This is a genomic window from Stenotrophomonas sp. 2619 (assembly GCF_040548725.1).
Classification (GTDB): Bacteria; Pseudomonadota; Gammaproteobacteria; order Xanthomonadales; family Xanthomonadaceae; genus Stenotrophomonas; species Stenotrophomonas maltophilia_AP.
In genome coordinates this window covers 1-15,591 of the sequence record NZ_JBEPSF010000021.1, presented here as the reverse complement: position 1 = coordinate 15,591, position 15,591 = coordinate 1, and the positions used below count along the sequence as shown (strand labels likewise).

Genomic DNA, 15,591 nt, shown 5'->3' with positions numbered 1-15,591 from the left:
CGCGCAGGCCCTATTCGGGCAACAATTCCCCCCGGATACGCTCAATGGAAGTCCTGATGCGCCGCAGCCTCTTTTTGATGATGCTCCTCACGCTATGCCTGCCGGTGGCCACGATGGCCCAGAGCGGCCTGCGTACCGAAGGCGACGTGGCCAGCGCCACGGGTGCCTACGAGGCCGAAGTGCCGGTCAACAGCCAGGCCGACGCCGACCGCAACGGCGCGTTGGCGCGCGCGCTGGGCAATGTGCTGGCCAAGCTGTCCGGCGACCGCAGCGTGATGGGCCGCCCGGGCGTGGCCCAGGCCCTGCGCGGGGCCAAGGACTACGTGGCCAGCTATGACTACCGCCAGGACCAGAGCACCTCGGCCAGCGGGGCGCCCAGCTTCCGCACCACGCTGGTGGCACGCTTCCGCCAGGACGACGTCGACGGCCTGATTTCCGCGCTGGGGCTGCCGTTGTGGCCGCAGCCGCGACCCAAGCCGGTGGTCTGGCTGGCCATCGACGATGGCAGCGGCCCGCGTCTGGTCAGCGTGCAGCAGGCCAACGCGGCCCGCCCGTTGCTGAACCGGGCCATCGAGCGCGGCTACAAGCTGGGCCTGCCCGGTGGCAGCGCCGCCGAACAGGCACTGGTGGGGGCGATCTGGCGCCAGGACACCGCCGCGGTGGCCCGCGCCTCTTCGCGCTACGCCCCGCCCATGCAGCTGGTGGGCAAGTTGTACCGCGCCAACGGCGGCTGGGTGGCCGACTGGGTGTTCGTGGACGGTGGCAAGGAACTGAACAAGTGGACCACCAAGGACAGCGATGCCCGCCGTGCCATGGCCAGCGGCGCCGACGGCGCCGCCGACGCGCTGGTCCGGCGTTACGCCAAGGCCGGGGCCGCTACCGGCGCGGCCGGCAGCTACACCATCGTGGTGAGCGGGCTGGACAGTGCCGAGGACTACCTGCGCCTGGCCGCCGGCCTGCGTGAGAACCCGGTGGTGCGCACCATCACCCCGCTGCGCGCGTCGGGCAACCGCCTGGAGCTGTCGCTGGAAATGACCACCGGCCTGTCCGGCCTGAACCGCATGCTCGGCGACAACGGCGTGATCGTGCCGCTGGCCCCGCTGCCGGTGCCGGTCGATGGCGATGACGCCCCCGGCACGCCGCCGCCCCCGGCCAGCAACGAGTACCGACTGCGATGATCCTCACTCCCGAAGCCGAGATCGCGCAGTTCCTGCGCCGCCTCAAATACGTTCTGGCGGCGCTGGCAGTGGGCTGGGTGATCTGGCTGCTGGGCCCGATCCTCACCCCGTTCGTGCTGGCCCTGGCGCTGGCCTGGCTGGGCGACCCGCTGGTCGACCGCATCGAGGCCACCGGCCGCTCGCGCAACACCGGCGTGGTGCTGGTGTTCGTGGCGATGATCCTGCTGATCACCGCCGCGCTGCTGATCCTGGTGCCGATGATCGAGCGCCAGATCGCCACCTTGGTGGCGGCCATCCCGCAGGCCCAGCAGTGGCTGATGCAGACCGGCATTCCGTGGTTCGAGCAGAAGACCGGTCTGGAGATCATGCAGTGGATGGACCCGGACCGGCTGATCGAATGGGTACGCAGCCACTGGCAGCAGGCTGGCGGCTTCGCCAAGACCTTCTTCGGCTACGTGTCGCGCTCGGGCTTCACGATGGTGACCTGGGTGGTCAACATCCTCCTGCTGCCGATCCTGGCGTTCTACTTCCTGCGTGACTGGGACAAGCTGGTGGAGCGGGTGGCGTCGATGATCCCGCGCAACCATATCGGCACCATCACCAAGCTGGCCCGCGAGTCCGACGAGGTGCTGGGCGCGTTCATCCGCGGCCAGTTCCTGGTGATGATCGCGCTGGGCGTGGTGTATGCCGCCGGCCTGTCGCTGGTGGGGCTGAAGCTGGGCCTGTTGATCGGGCTGGTGGCGGGCCTGATCAGCTTCATCCCGTACCTGGGCGCCACCACCGGCATCGTGATGGCCATCGCGGCCGCGCTGGTGCAGGCGCAGGGCTTCGACCTGAAGCTGCTGATCCTGGTCGGCGTGGTGTTCACCGTGGGCCAGCTGCTGGAAAGCTACGTGCTCACCCCGCGCATCGTCGGCGACAAGATCGGCCTGCACCCGGTGGCGGTGATCTTCGCGGTGATGGCCGGTGGCCAGCTGTTCGGCTTCCTGGGCATGCTGCTGGCGCTGCCGGTGGCGGCGGTCAGCAACGTGCTGCTGCGCTATGCGCACCAGCGTTACCGCCAGAGCGACCTGTATGCCGGCGAGAAGTCGGCGATCGTGCTCGATTCGTACATCGACACGCCCACCATCATCGTGGATACCTCACCGAAGGCGCCTGACTCCAAGTGAGCGTCGTTCCGCAGTTGCCGCTCGCCCTGCGCTACCCGCAGGACGAGCGACTGGAAACCTTCATCGGTGCACCGGATGGTGCGCTGGCGCAGCTGCGTGCGATCGCGGTGGGGGCCGCGCACGACTGGGTGTACCTGGAAGGCGCCGCCGGCACCGGCAAGACCCACCAGGCGCTGGCGATGTGCTCGCTGGCCGAACAGGCCGGCCGCCAGCCGACCTACCTGCCGCTGAAGGCGGTGGTGGGCCGCACCCGTGCCGCGCTGGAATCGCTGGAAGGGCGGGACCTGGTCGCGCTGGACGGGCTGGATGCAGTGGCCGGGCAGCGCGAGGACGAAGTGGCGCTGTTTGATTTCCACAACCGCGCGCGCAGTGCCGGCATCACCCTGTTGTATACCGCCCAGCACGGCCCGGACCAGCTTGGCCTGGTGCTGCCGGACCTGCGCTCGCGGCTGCAGCAGTGCGTCCGCGTGCAGCTGCAACCGCTGGATGACGAAGGCCGCGCGGCGGTGCTGCGCGAACGCGCGCTGCGCCGTGGCCTGGCCATCGACGAAGCGGCGATCGAATGGCTGCTCACCCGCACCGGCCGCGAACTGGGCAGCCTGGTCAGCCTGCTGGACTGGCTGGACCGCGAATCGCTGGCCGCACAGCGCCGCATCACCGTGCCGTTCCTGCGGCAGGTCTTGGAAGACGGCCCCCACCGCCTGTAGAGCCGACCGTTGGTCGGCTGCTCCGAAGACGGCCCCACCGGCGGTAGAGCCGCCGGGTTGCCCAGGGTGGGTTCCCGCGTTGCTACCCGTGCGGGGACCGCAACTGCGCGTCCAACTGCGCCAACCGCGCCGGCGTCCCCACATCGGTCCAGCGGCCGCCATGGTGCTGTCCGCTCACGCGGCCCTGCGCCATGGCATGCCGCAGCAACGGCGCCAGGCCGAACTGCGGCGGCTGCGCCTGCGCGCCGACGGTGTCGCCGATCACGGCGCGCCACGCATCGAGAATCTGCGGCCGGTACACCCCGATACCGGCATAGGTCAGTCGCGCAGCGTCGCCTTCGTCGCTGACCCGGCCGTCGCCGTGCAGGATGAAATCGCCGCGCGGATGCTGGGTCGGGTTGTCGACCAGCACCACGTGCGCATCGCCCGCCGGCGCGTCGGGCAACGTGCTGAACGCCAGGTCGGTCCAGACATCGCCGTTGACCACCAGGAACGGCGCATCGCCAAGCAGCGGCAAGGCGTTGAGGATGCCGCCGCCGGTTTCCAGCGGTACCGCGCCTTCGTCGATGAGGTGCAGGCGCAGGCCCCAGCGCGCGCCGTCGCCCAAGGCGGGGGCGAACTGGTCGCCCAGCCACGAGGTGTTGACCACCACCTCGCGGATGCCCGCGGCCGCCAGTTTTTCCAGATGCCAGGCGATCAACGGCTTGCCGCCGGCCACCAGCAGCGGCTTGGGCGTGTGCAGGGTCAGCGGGCGCATGCGCTCGCCTTTGCCGGCCGAGAAGATCAGGGCCTTCATGGGCGCGCCAGCACCGGGCTGGCCAGCTGCGCCAGCGCCGGTTTGATGCGCCGCTGCAGCAGGTCGTCCAGCGCGGCCAGTTCGGGATGGCGCGGCAGCACTTCGTCCAGATAAGCGATGAAGCGCGGCGCGTCGTCGAAGTAGTGGCCCTTGCCGTCGCGGTCACGCAGGCGCACGAACAGGCCCAGGATCTTGAGGTGGCGCTGCACGCCCATCCAGTCGGCGTCGCGCAGGAACTGCGGCCACGGCCGCACCGGCAGGCCGGCGGCCAGTGCCTGGGCGTGGTAGCGCGCCAGCCACGCATCCACCTTGGCCAGCGGCCAGCTCAGGAATGCGTCCTTGAACAGGCTCACCGGGTCGTAGGCAATCGGCCCGCGCACCAGGTCCTGGAAGTCCAGCACGGCCGGGCCGCCGTCGACCGGCATCAGGTTGCGCGGCATGAAGTCGCGGTGTGTGAGCACCTGCGGCTGGTTCAGGGCGTTGTCCATCAGCCGGCGGTGCATCAGTTGCAGCTGCTCCAGCTCGCCACAGTCGAGCTGCAGGCCCAGGTGGCGCTGCAGGAACCATTCGTCGAACAGCCCGGCATCGCGCTGCAGCAGCGCCTCGCCGAAGCTGCCCATGCCCTCGGGCACGGGAATCTGCTGCAGCCGGATCAGCTGCGCGAAGGCGGCATCGAACCACGCGTCGGCATTGCTGTCGTCGATGTGCCGGGCCAGCGTGGGCCCGCCCAGGTCTTCCAGCAGCAGGAAGCCCTGTTCGACATCGCGCTCGAGCACCTGCGGCACGCGCACGCCATTGGGTTCCAGCAGGTCGTGCATGCGCAGCCACGGGCGCACATCTTCCAGCCCGGGCGGGGAGTCCATCACGATGTGGCTGCCGCGCGAGCTGGTGGCACGCCAGTAGCTGCGGAACCCGGCGTCGACCGAGGCGCGGTCGAGCGCCAGCTGCGGGTCGTTCAGCGCGGTGCTGGCCCACTGGCGGCGCAGTTCGGCGCGCTGGGGATCGGAAGCAGGATCGTTCATGGACAGGTACGTCGAAGCGGCACCGGGGGCGCCAGGAGAATAGGAAAAATACGGGGGCTCAGCGCTTGTCGCCGCCGCTCACAAGCCGCAGCAGGGCGAGCACGGCCACCGCACCGAGTACCGCGCCGAGGAAGCCGGCCGGCTCACCGGCGGCATACCAGCCCATGTACTGGCCGAACCAGCCGGCCAGCAGTGCGCCGACGATGCCCAGCACGATGGTCAACAGGCAGCCCATGCGGTTGTTGCCGGGCATGAAGAAGCGCCCGAGCAGGCCGACGAAAAAGCCGACCAGGATGATGTAGAGCCAGCTGGTGCTGCCAAACAGTCCGTTCATGCCATCTACGCCGTCGAAGGATGGACGCAGCCTAGCAAGGCCAGGCTGCGTCCGTCACGGCGTGACGCAATCAGCAGCAGCCGTGGCCGCCGTGGCGGGTGCCGCTGTCGGCGGCGACCGGCGAACCGCTGGTCTCACCGCGCAGGCTGGCCGCGTAATGCTCGCTGATTACCTTGGACACGCACGCGGTGACCTTCTTGCCCATCGGAATGTGCAGGAACTCGTTCGGGCCATGCGCATTGGAGTGCGGGCCAAGCACGCCGGTGATCATGAACTGCGCGCCGGGGAACTTCTCGCCCAGCATGCCCATGAACGGGATCGAGCCGCCTTCGCCCATGTACATCGCCGGCTTGCCGAAGAAGGTCTGGCTGGCGTCGTCGATGGCCTGGGTCAGCCACGGCGCCATCGCCGGCGCATTCCAGCCGCTGGAGGCCTTTTCCAGGTCCAATTTCACTTCCGCACCATTGGGCGGGTCGCGCAGCAGCGCTTCCTTGAGCAGCTCGCCACAGGCCTTGCCGTCGGCGGTGGGCGGCAGGCGCAGCGACAGCTTCACCGCGGTATGCGGGCGCAGCACGTTGCCGGCCGACGCCAGCGGCGGCATGCCGTCCACGCCGGTCACCGACAACGCCGGGCGCCAGGTGCGGTTGAGCACCAGCTCGGTGAGGTCTTCGTTCATCGGCTTGAGGCCGTCGACCACCGGGAATTTCTCGAAGATCGCGGTGTCCACCACGTCGGCGGCACGCTTGGCCTGTTCCAGGCGCTCGGCCGGGATCTCGACATTCATGCCGTCGATCAGGATGCGGCCGGTGTTCTCGTCCTCGATGCGCGACAGCAGCTGGCGCAGCAGGCGGAAGCTGGACGGGATCACGCCGGAGGCATCACCGGAATGCACGCCTTCGTTGAGCACCTTGACCGAGAAGTTGCCACCGGTCAGGCCGCGCAGCGAGGTGGTGCACCACAGCTGGTCGTAGTTGGCGCAGCCCGAATCCAGGCACACCACCAGCGACGGCTTGCCGATGCGGTCGGCCAGGTGGTCCACGTAGGCCGGCAGGTCGTAGCTGCCCGATTCTTCGCAGGCTTCGATCAGCACCACGCAGCGCGCATGCGGCAGGCCCTGTTCCTGCAGCGCCAGAACGGCGGCCAGCGAACCGAACATCGCGTAGCCGTCGTCGGCGCCGCCGCGGCCGTACAGCTTGTCGCCGCGCAGCACCGGCACCCACGGGCCCAGGTCGTCGTCCCAGCCGGTCATTTCCGGCTGCTTGTCCAGATGGCCGTACAGCAGGATGGTGTCGTCGCCGGTTTCGGCGCCGGAGGCGGGGATTTCCAGCAGCAGCAGCGGCGTGCGGCCTTCCAGGCGCACCACCTCCACCGTCAGGCCCGGCAGGTTCTGGGCACGGGCCCAGGTTTCCATCAGGGTGACGGCCTGCTCCATGTACCCATTGGCCACCCAATCTGCGTCGAACATCGGCGATTTGTTGGGAATACGGATGTAATCGACCAATTGCGGGACGATTTCGCTGTCCCACTTCTCACTGACGAATTGGCCGAGTTTGGTGCTGTCCATCTGACACTCCGGATGCATTGGCAAGTCCTCACATTCTACGCCCGGGAGCGGGGTAGGGATTTCCCTACACGACGTCAGGTATTTGGCTGGCTGTGTGAAGTCGCTGTGGACGATAGGCTGTGTGTATGTGGCGAGGCACACTGGCGCTTCCGACGGGATAGCCGGCAGGCACCGGGTGCCGAGCCACAAGGAGTAGCAAGGTGGGGCCTTGGTTTTCGTGTAAGGCGCTGGTGCTGGGACTGTTGCTGATGGCGGCTGCGCAAGCATCCGACCGGATCGACATCAATACAGCAGATGCGTCGACGCTGCAGCAGGGACTGGCGAACGTGGGGCCACGCAAGGCCGACGCGATCGTCGCGTACCGGCGACAACACGGCCACTTCCTTCGCGTCGAGGATTTGACGCGGGTGAAGGGGATAGGGACAGCAACGGTCGAACGGAATCGACAACGGATGACGACGGGGATCATGAAGAGCCCCGCCGCGGAACCGCCCAGGAGGGCGTTGCCGGCATCCGTACCGAGGCGCTGACCAGACAGGACAGGTCGGGGACGGGCAGGGAGCCGGTCACTGGTCGCCGCGCAGGACGCGCGGTGACACCGACATACGCAGGGACGCGGTGCGCAGGGATGCGGCGCGGAAGGAATGGCGCGGATCCACCAGGACGGTGGCATCCAGACCCGGGAAGGGCTGTGATGGCGGAACAGGATACGGCCGAGTGCAGGGAGCATGGCCGGCACCCATACTGGGCAGGATGCACAGGGGGAAGGCGGGATGCCGACAAGGATGTGACGATTGCCCGGTACTGCGCAGGGATGCGTGGCCGGGCAATTTCTTTTTGGACGGCGTGGTGTGTGCGCGCCGACAACGCCGCGCCATGCGTGGCTGTCTTGATCAACACCGGGCGAACACCTGCTACATGCAGTGCGTTGGTGTAGCGTCTGCGCATCACTGGATGGAATGACCCCATGGCACCACGCCGCGCGTTGCTTACCCTGGCCTTGGCCACCCTGTTCGCCAGCGGATTCTGCTCGGCCGCGGCTGCTGCGCCGCCGGCCAGCACGAGCGCTGAAAAAGCCACCGCCGCACCGCGCGGGCCCACCGATCTCAAGCCGGGCGAGTTTCTCTGGCATCCGGAAATCTCGCCGGCCGGGCCGATCGTGCTGGTGGTCAGCCTGGATGAGCAGCGCGCGTATGTGTACCGCAACGGCATCGCCATCGGCCTGAGCACGATCAGCTCGGGCAAGACCGGGCATGAAACCCCGACCGGTGTGTTCACCATTCTGCAGAAGGACAAGGACCACAAGTCCAACCTCTACAACAGTGCGCCGATGCCCTACATGCAGCGGCTGACCTGGGACGGCATCGCGCTGCACGGCGGCAACCTGCCCGGGCACCCGGCCTCGCACGGCTGCGTGCGCCTGCCGCAGGCCTTCGCGCAGAAGCTGTTCGGTGAAACCCGGCGCGGCGACACCGTGGTGGTGGCCGACGCCAAGAGCGCGCCGATGACGCTGGCCTACCCGGCGGTGCTGGCCCCGGTGAACAGCACCGGCAAGCCGTTGGTGGAAACCACCGATGCGCCGGCGCATTACTGGAACGACGCGGCCGCGCCGAGTGGCCAGGTGGGCATCCTGGTCAGCCTGCACGACCAGCGCCTGTACGTGCTGCGCGATGGGGTGCTGATCGGCGAATCGCGGCTGGAGGCCAAAGCCCTGCCGGCGTTCGAGGGCACCACCCTGTTCGTGATGCAGCAGGGCTACTCGGATGTACCCAGCCCGCTGGACGCCCACCAGCGCCTGCACAAGTGGACCGCCTACCCGTTGCTGGGGCAGAGCGCGGGCAATGCCAGCCCGGACCTGCTGGCTACGCCCAGCCTGCCGATGGCGCTGCCACCGGAATTTGCCGAGCAGTTGTACAAGGCGCTGGTGCCCGGCACCACGCTGCTGGTGACCAGCCTGCCGGCGGTACGCCCGGTGGCCGATGAACAGAACCTGCAGCCGGTGTTGGAATCGGACGCGGGTGGGTCCACCTTGTAAGGATTGGCCCTGTTGGTATGTCGTCCATGCGCATGACCCGGAGAACTCGAACTGTCCTGTGTGGGCTGGCGCTGGCCGGGTCGGCCGTGGGCGCGTGCGCGGCCGCCGCGCCGGCCGCCCTGCCGCCGGCACAGCTGGCCGACATGCTGGCGCGCGCGGCGCCGGGCGCCGACCGCAAAGTGCTGCAGCTGGCGGCCAAGGCGATGACCTGCGCACTGCGACGGCCGGAGCTGGGCATCGACCCGACCCGGCTGAGCGTGATCGACTACTCGCGCCCGTCCACCGAGCAGCGCATGTGGGTGTTCGACCTGGCCCGGCAGAAACTGCTGTTCGAGGAATGGGTGGCGCATGGCCGCAACAGCGGGGGCAACCAGACCGAACATTTTTCCAATCGCGATGGCAGCTTCATGTCCAGCCTGGGCGCGTTCACCGCGAAGGAAACCTACATGGGCGGCAATGGCTATTCATTGCGCCTGGAAGGGCTGGAGCCGGGCTTCAACGACCATGCGCGCGACCGCGCCATCGTCATCCACGGCGCCCCGTACGTGAACCCGACCATGGCCCGGTTGCAGGGCCGGCTCGGCCGCAGCCTTGGCTGCCCGGCGGTGCGGCTGACCGTGGCCAAGCCGCTCATCAACAGCCTGCGTGACGGTGCGATGGTGTTCGCTTACTACCCTGACAAAGACTGGCTGGCGCGTTCGCAGCTGCTGGGTCCGGACTGCGGCGGCCGCGCCGGCTGAGGCACAATGCCGGCATGTCGACCGATACCGTCCTGAGCGCGGCCACGCGCGTGATTCCAAGTTTCGAGTACCGCCGCGAGCGCTGGCGCAATGGCCTGGGCTGGACGCGGGAAATCCTGCGCGTGCCCGATACCGGGGAGTGGCAGGTGCGCCTGTCGATCGCCGAGATCGAGCAGGATGCCGCGTTCTCCGCGTTCCCCGGCATCGAGCGCGAACTGGTGTTGCTGCGCGGGCAAGGCCTGCGCCTGCGCTTCGCCGACGGGGCCGTGCATACGCTGCTGCCCCCGCATGACCGGATGCGGTTTGCCGGCGAAGCGGAGATCCACGGCGAGCTGGTGGACGGCCTCACCCACGACTTCAACCTGATGTGGCGCCGCGACGCGCTGGAAGCCGAACTGCTGCACCGGCCGCTGGTGGGCAGCATGTTCTTCTTCACCGAACCGGCGGTGGCATGGGCGATTCATCTGCTGGCCGGACAGGCGCAGTTCGAGGGCGACACCGACCTGCCGCCGATGGACGCCGGCGACACCGCCTGGCTGGCGGCTGGCCCGCGCAAACGATTTGCGCTGCGTGGTGGCGGTGAACTGCTCGCGATCCGACTGAGCGCGCGGTAGGGTCGCATCCCGATCGACTGCCGATAGCGTGTGCAGCGTTCGGTGGTGGCATCACCTGTATCGAAGGCGGCTCCGTTGCGGGCCGGTGCTGCCGCGTCCAAGCACTCAGTACACGTCGCGCCGGTAGCGCCCGGCCACGATCAGCGCTTCCTTGCCTTCGCGGCCCAGGGCGCGTTCGATCACCGCGTCCACGGCAGGGGCCATGCCCTGCAGGCTGCCGCAGACCAGGATCGTGGCGCCTTCGCGTGACCATTCCCACAGCCGGTCGATGTGCGCCTGCAGGCGATCCTGCACGTAGCGGTGTTCGCCGCCGTCGCGGCTGAACACCGTATCCAGGTGTTCGATCCAGCCGGCCTGCTGCCAGGCGGTGAGTTCGTCGCCGAAGTAGAAGTCGTGCGCCTGCGTGCGCTCGCCGAACAGCAGCCAGGTGCGCCGCGCGCCGGCGTCGATGCGGGCACGCAGGTGCGCGCGCAACCCGGCGATGCCGGTGCCGTTGCCGATCAGGATCAGCGGGGCGTCCGGCGCAGGGGCGTGGAAATTCGGGTTGCTGCGGAAGCGCAGGTCGATGCGGTCGCCCAGCGCGGCGTGGTCGCACAACCAGCCGCTGCCCAGACCGGGCGTGCCATCTGGGCGCAACTGGCGGCGCAGCAACAGCTGCACGTGGCCTTCGCCGGGCATGCTGGCGATGGAGTACTCGCGGTGTGGCAGCGGGCGCAACGACGCCACCAACGCGGCCGGGTCGTCGGCCGGTGCTTCATCGGCATCGGGCAGGTGCGCGCGCGACAGGTGCGCGTGCAGGGTGTCGCCGTCGATCTGCTGCGTGCCGTCCAGCGCGGTGGTGGCCAGCCACGCATCCACCGCGGCCGGGGCATGGCGTGGGCCGATTTCCACCACGTCGCCGGCTTGCCACGCGGGCAGGACGCCGTCGGCGGGCACCAGCGATACGCGCCAGGTGCCGGCCCCGGGGCTGCCCGGGTTTTCCAGCGTGCGGCTGCGCAGCTGCCAGTGCAGGTAATCGGCTGGGGTCCAGTCGGGCAGGTCCGTGGCGGTGCCGCCCAGCTGGCCCAGCAGCTGCTGCCAGTGGCGCAGCGCGGCCGGGTCGGCGTTGTCCACGTCCACCGTGTCGAACAACGGGTGCGCGCCGTGCTGGCGCAACCACGCATCGAGCTGGTGGCCGAACGCGCAGAAGTGCCCGTAGCTGCGGTCGCCCAGTGCCAGCACGCCGTACTGCAGCTGTGGCAGTGCCAGCGCCTGCGGCATCACCGTGCGCAGGAACGGCAGCGCGTGGTCGGGCGCGTCGCCTTCGCCGGTGGTGCTGGCGATGAACAGGACCTGCGTGGCCTGCTGCAGCGTGCTGGCATCCACCTCGTGCAGGCCGCGCAGCCGCACCGGTACGCCCACCGCGCGCAGGGTCTCGGCGCTGCGCTCGCACAGTTGCTGGGCAAAGCCGGTCTGGCTGGCCCAGACCAGCAGCAGCGGTACCGGCCCGCCCGCTACCGCGGCATCGTCGCGTGGACGCCCCCGCCACCAGATCGCGGCGCAGAGCACGGCATAGCCGAACACGCTGGCGGCGGCGATGCGCCAGTGCGACGCCAGCGGTGGACCCTGCCACCACGGCGCCTGCAGGTGCAGGCGCAGCAGCAGCCACGCCAGCACCACCAGCACGGCGATCACCAGCAGGTTGCCCACGGTGGCGCGCGTCGGACGGCTCATGCGGGCGGCGCCTGTGGTGCATCCAGCAGCTGTGCGAAGGCCGGGCTCAGGTGCTCTTCGATGCCCTGCGTGCCGCGGCTGACAAAGCGCGCGGCCAGCGCGTGCTCGCGGGCAAAGGCCAGACCCTGCTCGACGCCCATCACGGTCAGTGCGGTGGCCCAGCCGTCGGCCTGCATCGCGTCGCGTGCGGCCACGGTGACGGCGGCCGCCGCACGCGTGACCGGCGCGCCGCTGCGCGGGTCCAGGGTATGGCTGAACTGCGCGCCGTCCTGTTCGAAGTGATGCCAGCGGTCGCCGGAGGTGGCCACGGCCAGGTCGTCCAGCGCGAGCACCCGTGGCGGCAATGCGGTGCTGGCTTCTTCCTCGGGACCGGCTTCGACCAGCACGCGCCAGGGTTGGCCATCGGGCTTGCGGCCGTAACCGTGCAGTTCACCGCCCACTTCCACCAGCGCGGCATGCACGCCCTGCTGGCGCAGCCAGGCGCTGACCTGGTCCACGCCGAAGCCTTTGGCGATGGCCGACAGATCCAGTTCCACGCCACCGGGTTGCTGCAGGGTCTGATCGGCCCAGTGCAGGCGCTGCCAGCCGCAGCGCGCGCGGGTGGCGGCCAGCGTGGCGGGGTCGGGAATGCGCTGTGCGTGCGCGTGCGCGCCAAACCCCCACAGCGCCACCAGCGGCCCCACGGTGGGGTCGAAGGCACCCGCGCTGCGGCGGGCGATGTCCACGGCGGCGTCTACCACGTGCGCGAACAGGTCGGGCACGCGCTGTGCGCTGCCGGGCGCGGCACGGTTGAAACGGCTGATGTCACTGTTGGCTTCCCAGGTGCTCATCTGCGCCACGATGGCGTCGAGCTGGGCCTGGATGCCGGCATGCAGGGGGTGCAGGTCGCGCGTGCGCGCGACCACCAGCTTTACCTGCCAGGTGGTGCCCATGGTGTGGCCACCGAGGCTGGCGATGTCGAGGTGTTCGTCGTTCATGGGCTGGGGCAGGGAGGGCATGCGGCCCGCACCCTCATCGATCCTGGTAAAGGCCCCCTCCACCGGGGAGGGGGCGTGCCGCAGATGCGGCCTCAAGCGGAACTGCGCGTTGTGTTACTGCGGCAGCACTTCGAGGGTGGCCACATAGCTCAGGCGGCGGGTCTTGGCCTGCTTGAGCGAGGTCTTCTTGTCCTCGCTGCCGGTTTCCAGCCAGTACATGCCGGCCTCGGGCCAGGTGACGCTGAACTCGCCCTTCTTGTCGCTGGTGACCTTGATCTCGTCCTGGGCGTTGCGGTAGCGCGTGCCGCCGCGGGTGATCTCGAACGCCAGGCCGGCGCGCGGCTTGCCGTCGACCAGCACGCGGAAGCGGGCCGCTTCGCCGGCGACCAGGTCATTGGGATGGCCCAGCGCAACCATTTCGATGCCCTGCCTGGTCGGCTTCAGCGCGGTGTCGTTGGGGGTACCGTTGGTGACGAAGGTTTCCACCCGGCCAACCGACTGGGAGACCTGCAGCTTCTTGGCCTTCTTCGGCACTTCGGTGGCGAAGGTGGCGGGGGTGCCGCGCCAGCGCTTGGGCTTGCCGTCTTCTTCCCAGCTGGCCGACAGGCCGTTGTTGACGGTGGCCAGGCGGTAGGTGCCCTGCTGTGTGAGCTCGACATCGAACACGCTGCGGAACTTGCCGGTGGCCGCGTTCTGCGGCTGCACCAGGCTGCCGTCGGGGGCGGTGATGATGAGGTTGTCCAGGCGCAGCGGCACGTGGTTGAAGTAGAACAGGTCGTTGGACACGGCCGCATCGACGGTGATCCACGGCGTCTCGCCGGCAACGACGGTCTGCGAGGGCTGCAGCCAGGCCTTGTGGGCCAGGGCGGAGAACGGAAGTGCGGCGGCCAGGGCGGCGGCTAGGACGAGCGAGCGCTTCATCAACAACTCCATGTAGGGGGCAGGTGCGAGGGACATGCCCGGTGAACGGGGAACGGTCCGACCGCCGATGCTACGCGGCGATGCGGGGAGGTGGTGTGCCCGCCGGCGAAGGCGGGCGGGAGGTCACGGTTTGGCGCTGAGGGTGACCAGGCCGAGTTCGGTGGCGCCCTGCGCCTTGCCGTTCTGGGCGGTGGTGACCGGCCAGGTGAAGGGGATTTTGAGCAGTTCGCGGCCGCCGACTTCGCGCACGGCTTCGACCACGAGGGTGTAGTTGCCGGGGGCCAGGGCCTTCAGCGCGGGCTGCTTGTCGTTGAACGACAGGGCCTGTTTGCCGGCGGGGCGGGTGGGGCCGGTGACGCCGTCGACGGGCACGTCCAGGGTGCGGCCGCTTTTGCGCCACCACTGGCGCAGGTCGGGCAGCCACTTGGTGCCATGGCCTTCGCTGTTGCCGGTCTGCTGGTACCAGACCGAGAGGTTGGCGGCGACTTTCTGGTCAGCGCCTTCGAGCCACACTGCGACGTAGGGGCGGTGATACTCGGCAACGGTGAGCTTGGGCACTTCGACGTTGATGTCGAGGGTGGCGGCGTAGGCAGGGCTGGTGGCGAGCAGGCCGCTCAGGGCGATGGTCAGGGTGACGCGCATGGTGCGGCTCCGTGGGGCGATCAGTGGATGAGGATGAGGGCGATGAGCAGGGGGATCATCAGGCCGAGGCCGACCAGGGGCCAGGTCATGCGTCGCTGGCGGGCATGGAGGTGGAGCAGGAAGAGGCCGGTGATGCAGAAGACGAGGCAGGCGCCGGCGAACACGTCGAGGAACCAGCCCCAGGCGGGCCCGGCGTTGCGGCCTTTGTGGAGGTCGTTGAAGTAGGAGACCCAGCCGCGGATGGTGGCTTCGTATTCGACTGCGCCGCTGTCGCGGTCGATGCTGAGCCAGGCGTCTGCGCCTGGGCTGGGCATGGAGAGGTAGATTTCGCCATCGGACCATTCGGCGGGGCGGCGGCCGATGGAGATGTTCAACTGGGCATCGAGCCAGCGGGTGGCGGTACGGGGCAGGGGGGCGTTGCCGTCGGCGCGGTCGCCGAGCCCGGCGAGCAGGTCGGCGGGGAGGGTCAGCTGGCGGTTGACGACCTGCGGGGTGGCTTCGATCCGGGCGGCATGGTTGAGGGTGATGCCGGTGGCGGCAAACAGGAGCATGCCGATGAGGCAGACGGCCGAGCTGATCCAGTGCCACTGGTGCAGGGTGCGCAGCCAGAAGCCGCGACTTTGTTGCTGCTGCACGCTGGAGGTTGGAGTGGGCACTGGGGGTGGGCTTTTATTGAATGGCGAATTACACCATTGATGAGAATGGTTCGCAATTTGTGGTTTGGGCCAAAGCCTAAAGCTCAAAGCACGGCGGCACTTTGGTCTGCCGGGGCGTGACGGCGGGTATGGGTTCACGGGACACGCCGCAAGCACGTCCATGTGGGCTCCGCCACCGCATCCATGCGGTGGAGGGTCCCGCGAACCCATACCCGCCGTCCCGTTGACAGAATGTCGGTGCGCAGGGGAAGAGCGGGCTGTTGGCCATTGTTTGGAGAGGGGTGCCGAGCATGGCTCGGCAAAAACCAAGCCGCGACCCGGTAGAGCCGAGCGTTGCTCGGCTGCTGTTGCTCTTGCTCTTGCTCTTGCTCCCCCGCCCTTGACTGCGCCGGGGCCCCCGACCAACTGTCGGGGGGGGGGGGGGGGGGGGGGGGGGGGGGGGGGGGGGGGGGGGGGGGGGGGGGGGGGGGGGGGGGGCGCGGGGGGGGGGGGGGCCGCCGCCCCCCCCCCCCCCCCCCCCCCC

Annotated in this window: 16 protein-coding genes; 7 read left to right on the top strand and 9 right to left on the bottom strand. The window is 69.2% G+C overall.

Annotated elements, in window-relative coordinates; genetic code table 11:
* Positions 1 to 56 precede the first annotated feature (56 nt).
* From ABIA71_RS18250 to hda, 3 genes are read left to right on the top strand one after another with little or no spacing between them, the layout of a single operon-like run.
* Positions 57 to 1,178 (top strand): DUF2066 domain-containing protein, encoded by a 1,122-nt coding sequence (locus ABIA71_RS18250; RefSeq protein WP_354287102.1) that lies wholly within the window; start codon positions 57 to 59, stop codon positions 1,176 to 1,178.
* Positions 1,175 to 2,347, top strand: coding sequence for an AI-2E family transporter (locus tag ABIA71_RS18245; protein ID WP_354287100.1), 1,173 nt, complete (start codon positions 1,175 to 1,177; stop codon positions 2,345 to 2,347). Before ABIA71_RS18250 ends, ABIA71_RS18245 begins: the two co-directional genes overlap by 4 nt.
* Positions 2,344 to 3,054, top strand: coding sequence for a DnaA regulatory inactivator Hda (gene hda / locus ABIA71_RS18240; protein ID WP_137188798.1), 711 nt, complete (start codon positions 2,344 to 2,346; stop codon positions 3,052 to 3,054). The genes ABIA71_RS18245 and hda overlap by 4 nt, the downstream gene beginning before the upstream one ends.
* Before the next feature lie 82 nt (positions 3,055 to 3,136).
* On the opposite strand, the gene murU is transcribed toward hda, so the two are convergent.
* From murU to ABIA71_RS18220, 4 genes are all read right to left on the bottom strand, one after another.
* Positions 3,137 to 3,850 (bottom strand): N-acetylmuramate alpha-1-phosphate uridylyltransferase MurU, encoded by a 714-nt coding sequence (gene murU / locus ABIA71_RS18235; RefSeq protein WP_354287098.1) that lies wholly within the window; start codon positions 3,848 to 3,850, stop codon positions 3,137 to 3,139.
* Positions 3,847 to 4,872 (bottom strand): aminoglycoside phosphotransferase family protein, encoded by a 1,026-nt coding sequence (locus ABIA71_RS18230; RefSeq protein ID WP_354287096.1) that lies wholly within the window; start codon positions 4,870 to 4,872, stop codon positions 3,847 to 3,849. The genes murU and ABIA71_RS18230 overlap by 4 nt, the downstream gene beginning before the upstream one ends.
* Before the next feature lie 58 nt (positions 4,873 to 4,930).
* Positions 4,931 to 5,206 (bottom strand): GlsB/YeaQ/YmgE family stress response membrane protein, encoded by a 276-nt coding sequence (locus tag ABIA71_RS18225; protein ID WP_128098016.1) that lies wholly within the window; start codon positions 5,204 to 5,206, stop codon positions 4,931 to 4,933.
* A 70-nt stretch (positions 5,207 to 5,276) separates the two neighbouring features.
* Complete coding sequence (locus tag ABIA71_RS18220; RefSeq protein WP_354287094.1) at positions 5,277 to 6,770, bottom strand: M20 family metallopeptidase; 1,494 nt, start codon at positions 6,768 to 6,770, stop codon at positions 5,277 to 5,279.
* 230 nt (positions 6,771 to 7,000) lie between these two features.
* Here ABIA71_RS18220 and ABIA71_RS18215 point away from each other — a divergent pair, with 230 nt between their 5' ends.
* The 4 genes from ABIA71_RS18215 (at position 7,001) to ABIA71_RS18200 (ending at position 10,159) form a co-directional block, all read left to right on the top strand.
* Complete coding sequence (locus ABIA71_RS18215; protein WP_258224161.1) at positions 7,001 to 7,300, top strand: ComEA family DNA-binding protein; 300 nt, start codon at positions 7,001 to 7,003, stop codon at positions 7,298 to 7,300.
* 437 nt (positions 7,301 to 7,737) lie between these two features.
* Positions 7,738 to 8,805 (top strand): L,D-transpeptidase, encoded by a 1,068-nt coding sequence (locus ABIA71_RS18210; protein WP_128098014.1) that lies wholly within the window; start codon positions 7,738 to 7,740, stop codon positions 8,803 to 8,805.
* Positions 8,806 to 8,831: 26 nt separating this feature from the next.
* Entirely contained in the window at positions 8,832 to 9,545 is a 714-nt protein-coding gene (locus ABIA71_RS18205) for a murein L,D-transpeptidase catalytic domain family protein (RefSeq protein WP_354287224.1), read from the top strand.
* Between the two features lie 14 nt (positions 9,546 to 9,559).
* Entirely contained in the window at positions 9,560 to 10,159 is a 600-nt protein-coding gene (locus ABIA71_RS18200; RefSeq protein ID WP_354287091.1) for a HutD/Ves family protein, read from the top strand.
* 105 nt (positions 10,160 to 10,264) lie between these two features.
* Here ABIA71_RS18200 and ABIA71_RS18195 read toward each other — a convergent pair whose 3' ends face one another.
* The 5 genes from ABIA71_RS18195 to ABIA71_RS18175 form a co-directional block, all read right to left on the bottom strand.
* Positions 10,265 to 11,872, bottom strand: a complete 1,608-nt coding sequence (locus ABIA71_RS18195) for a sulfite reductase subunit alpha (protein WP_354287089.1) — start codon at positions 11,870 to 11,872, stop codon at positions 10,265 to 10,267.
* Entirely contained in the window at positions 11,869 to 12,849 is a 981-nt protein-coding gene (locus ABIA71_RS18190) for an FAD:protein FMN transferase (RefSeq protein WP_354287222.1), read from the bottom strand. Before ABIA71_RS18190 ends, ABIA71_RS18195 begins: the two co-directional genes overlap by 4 nt.
* Before the next feature lie 114 nt (positions 12,850 to 12,963).
* Positions 12,964 to 13,770: a DUF4198 domain-containing protein gene (locus ABIA71_RS18185; RefSeq protein ID WP_354287087.1), complete on the bottom strand. Its 807-nt coding sequence runs from the start codon at positions 13,768 to 13,770 to the stop codon at positions 12,964 to 12,966.
* Positions 13,771 to 13,893: 123 nt separating this feature from the next.
* Positions 13,894 to 14,412, bottom strand: coding sequence for a DUF2271 domain-containing protein (locus ABIA71_RS18180; RefSeq protein WP_354287085.1), 519 nt, complete (start codon positions 14,410 to 14,412; stop codon positions 13,894 to 13,896).
* A 20-nt stretch (positions 14,413 to 14,432) separates the two neighbouring features.
* Positions 14,433 to 15,068 carry a PepSY-associated TM helix domain-containing protein gene (locus ABIA71_RS18175; RefSeq protein ID WP_354287083.1) on the bottom strand — a complete coding sequence of 212 codons (636 nt, stop codon included), beginning with the start codon at positions 15,066 to 15,068 and terminating at the stop codon, positions 14,433 to 14,435.
* Between the last annotated feature and the right edge of the window lie 523 nt (positions 15,069 to 15,591).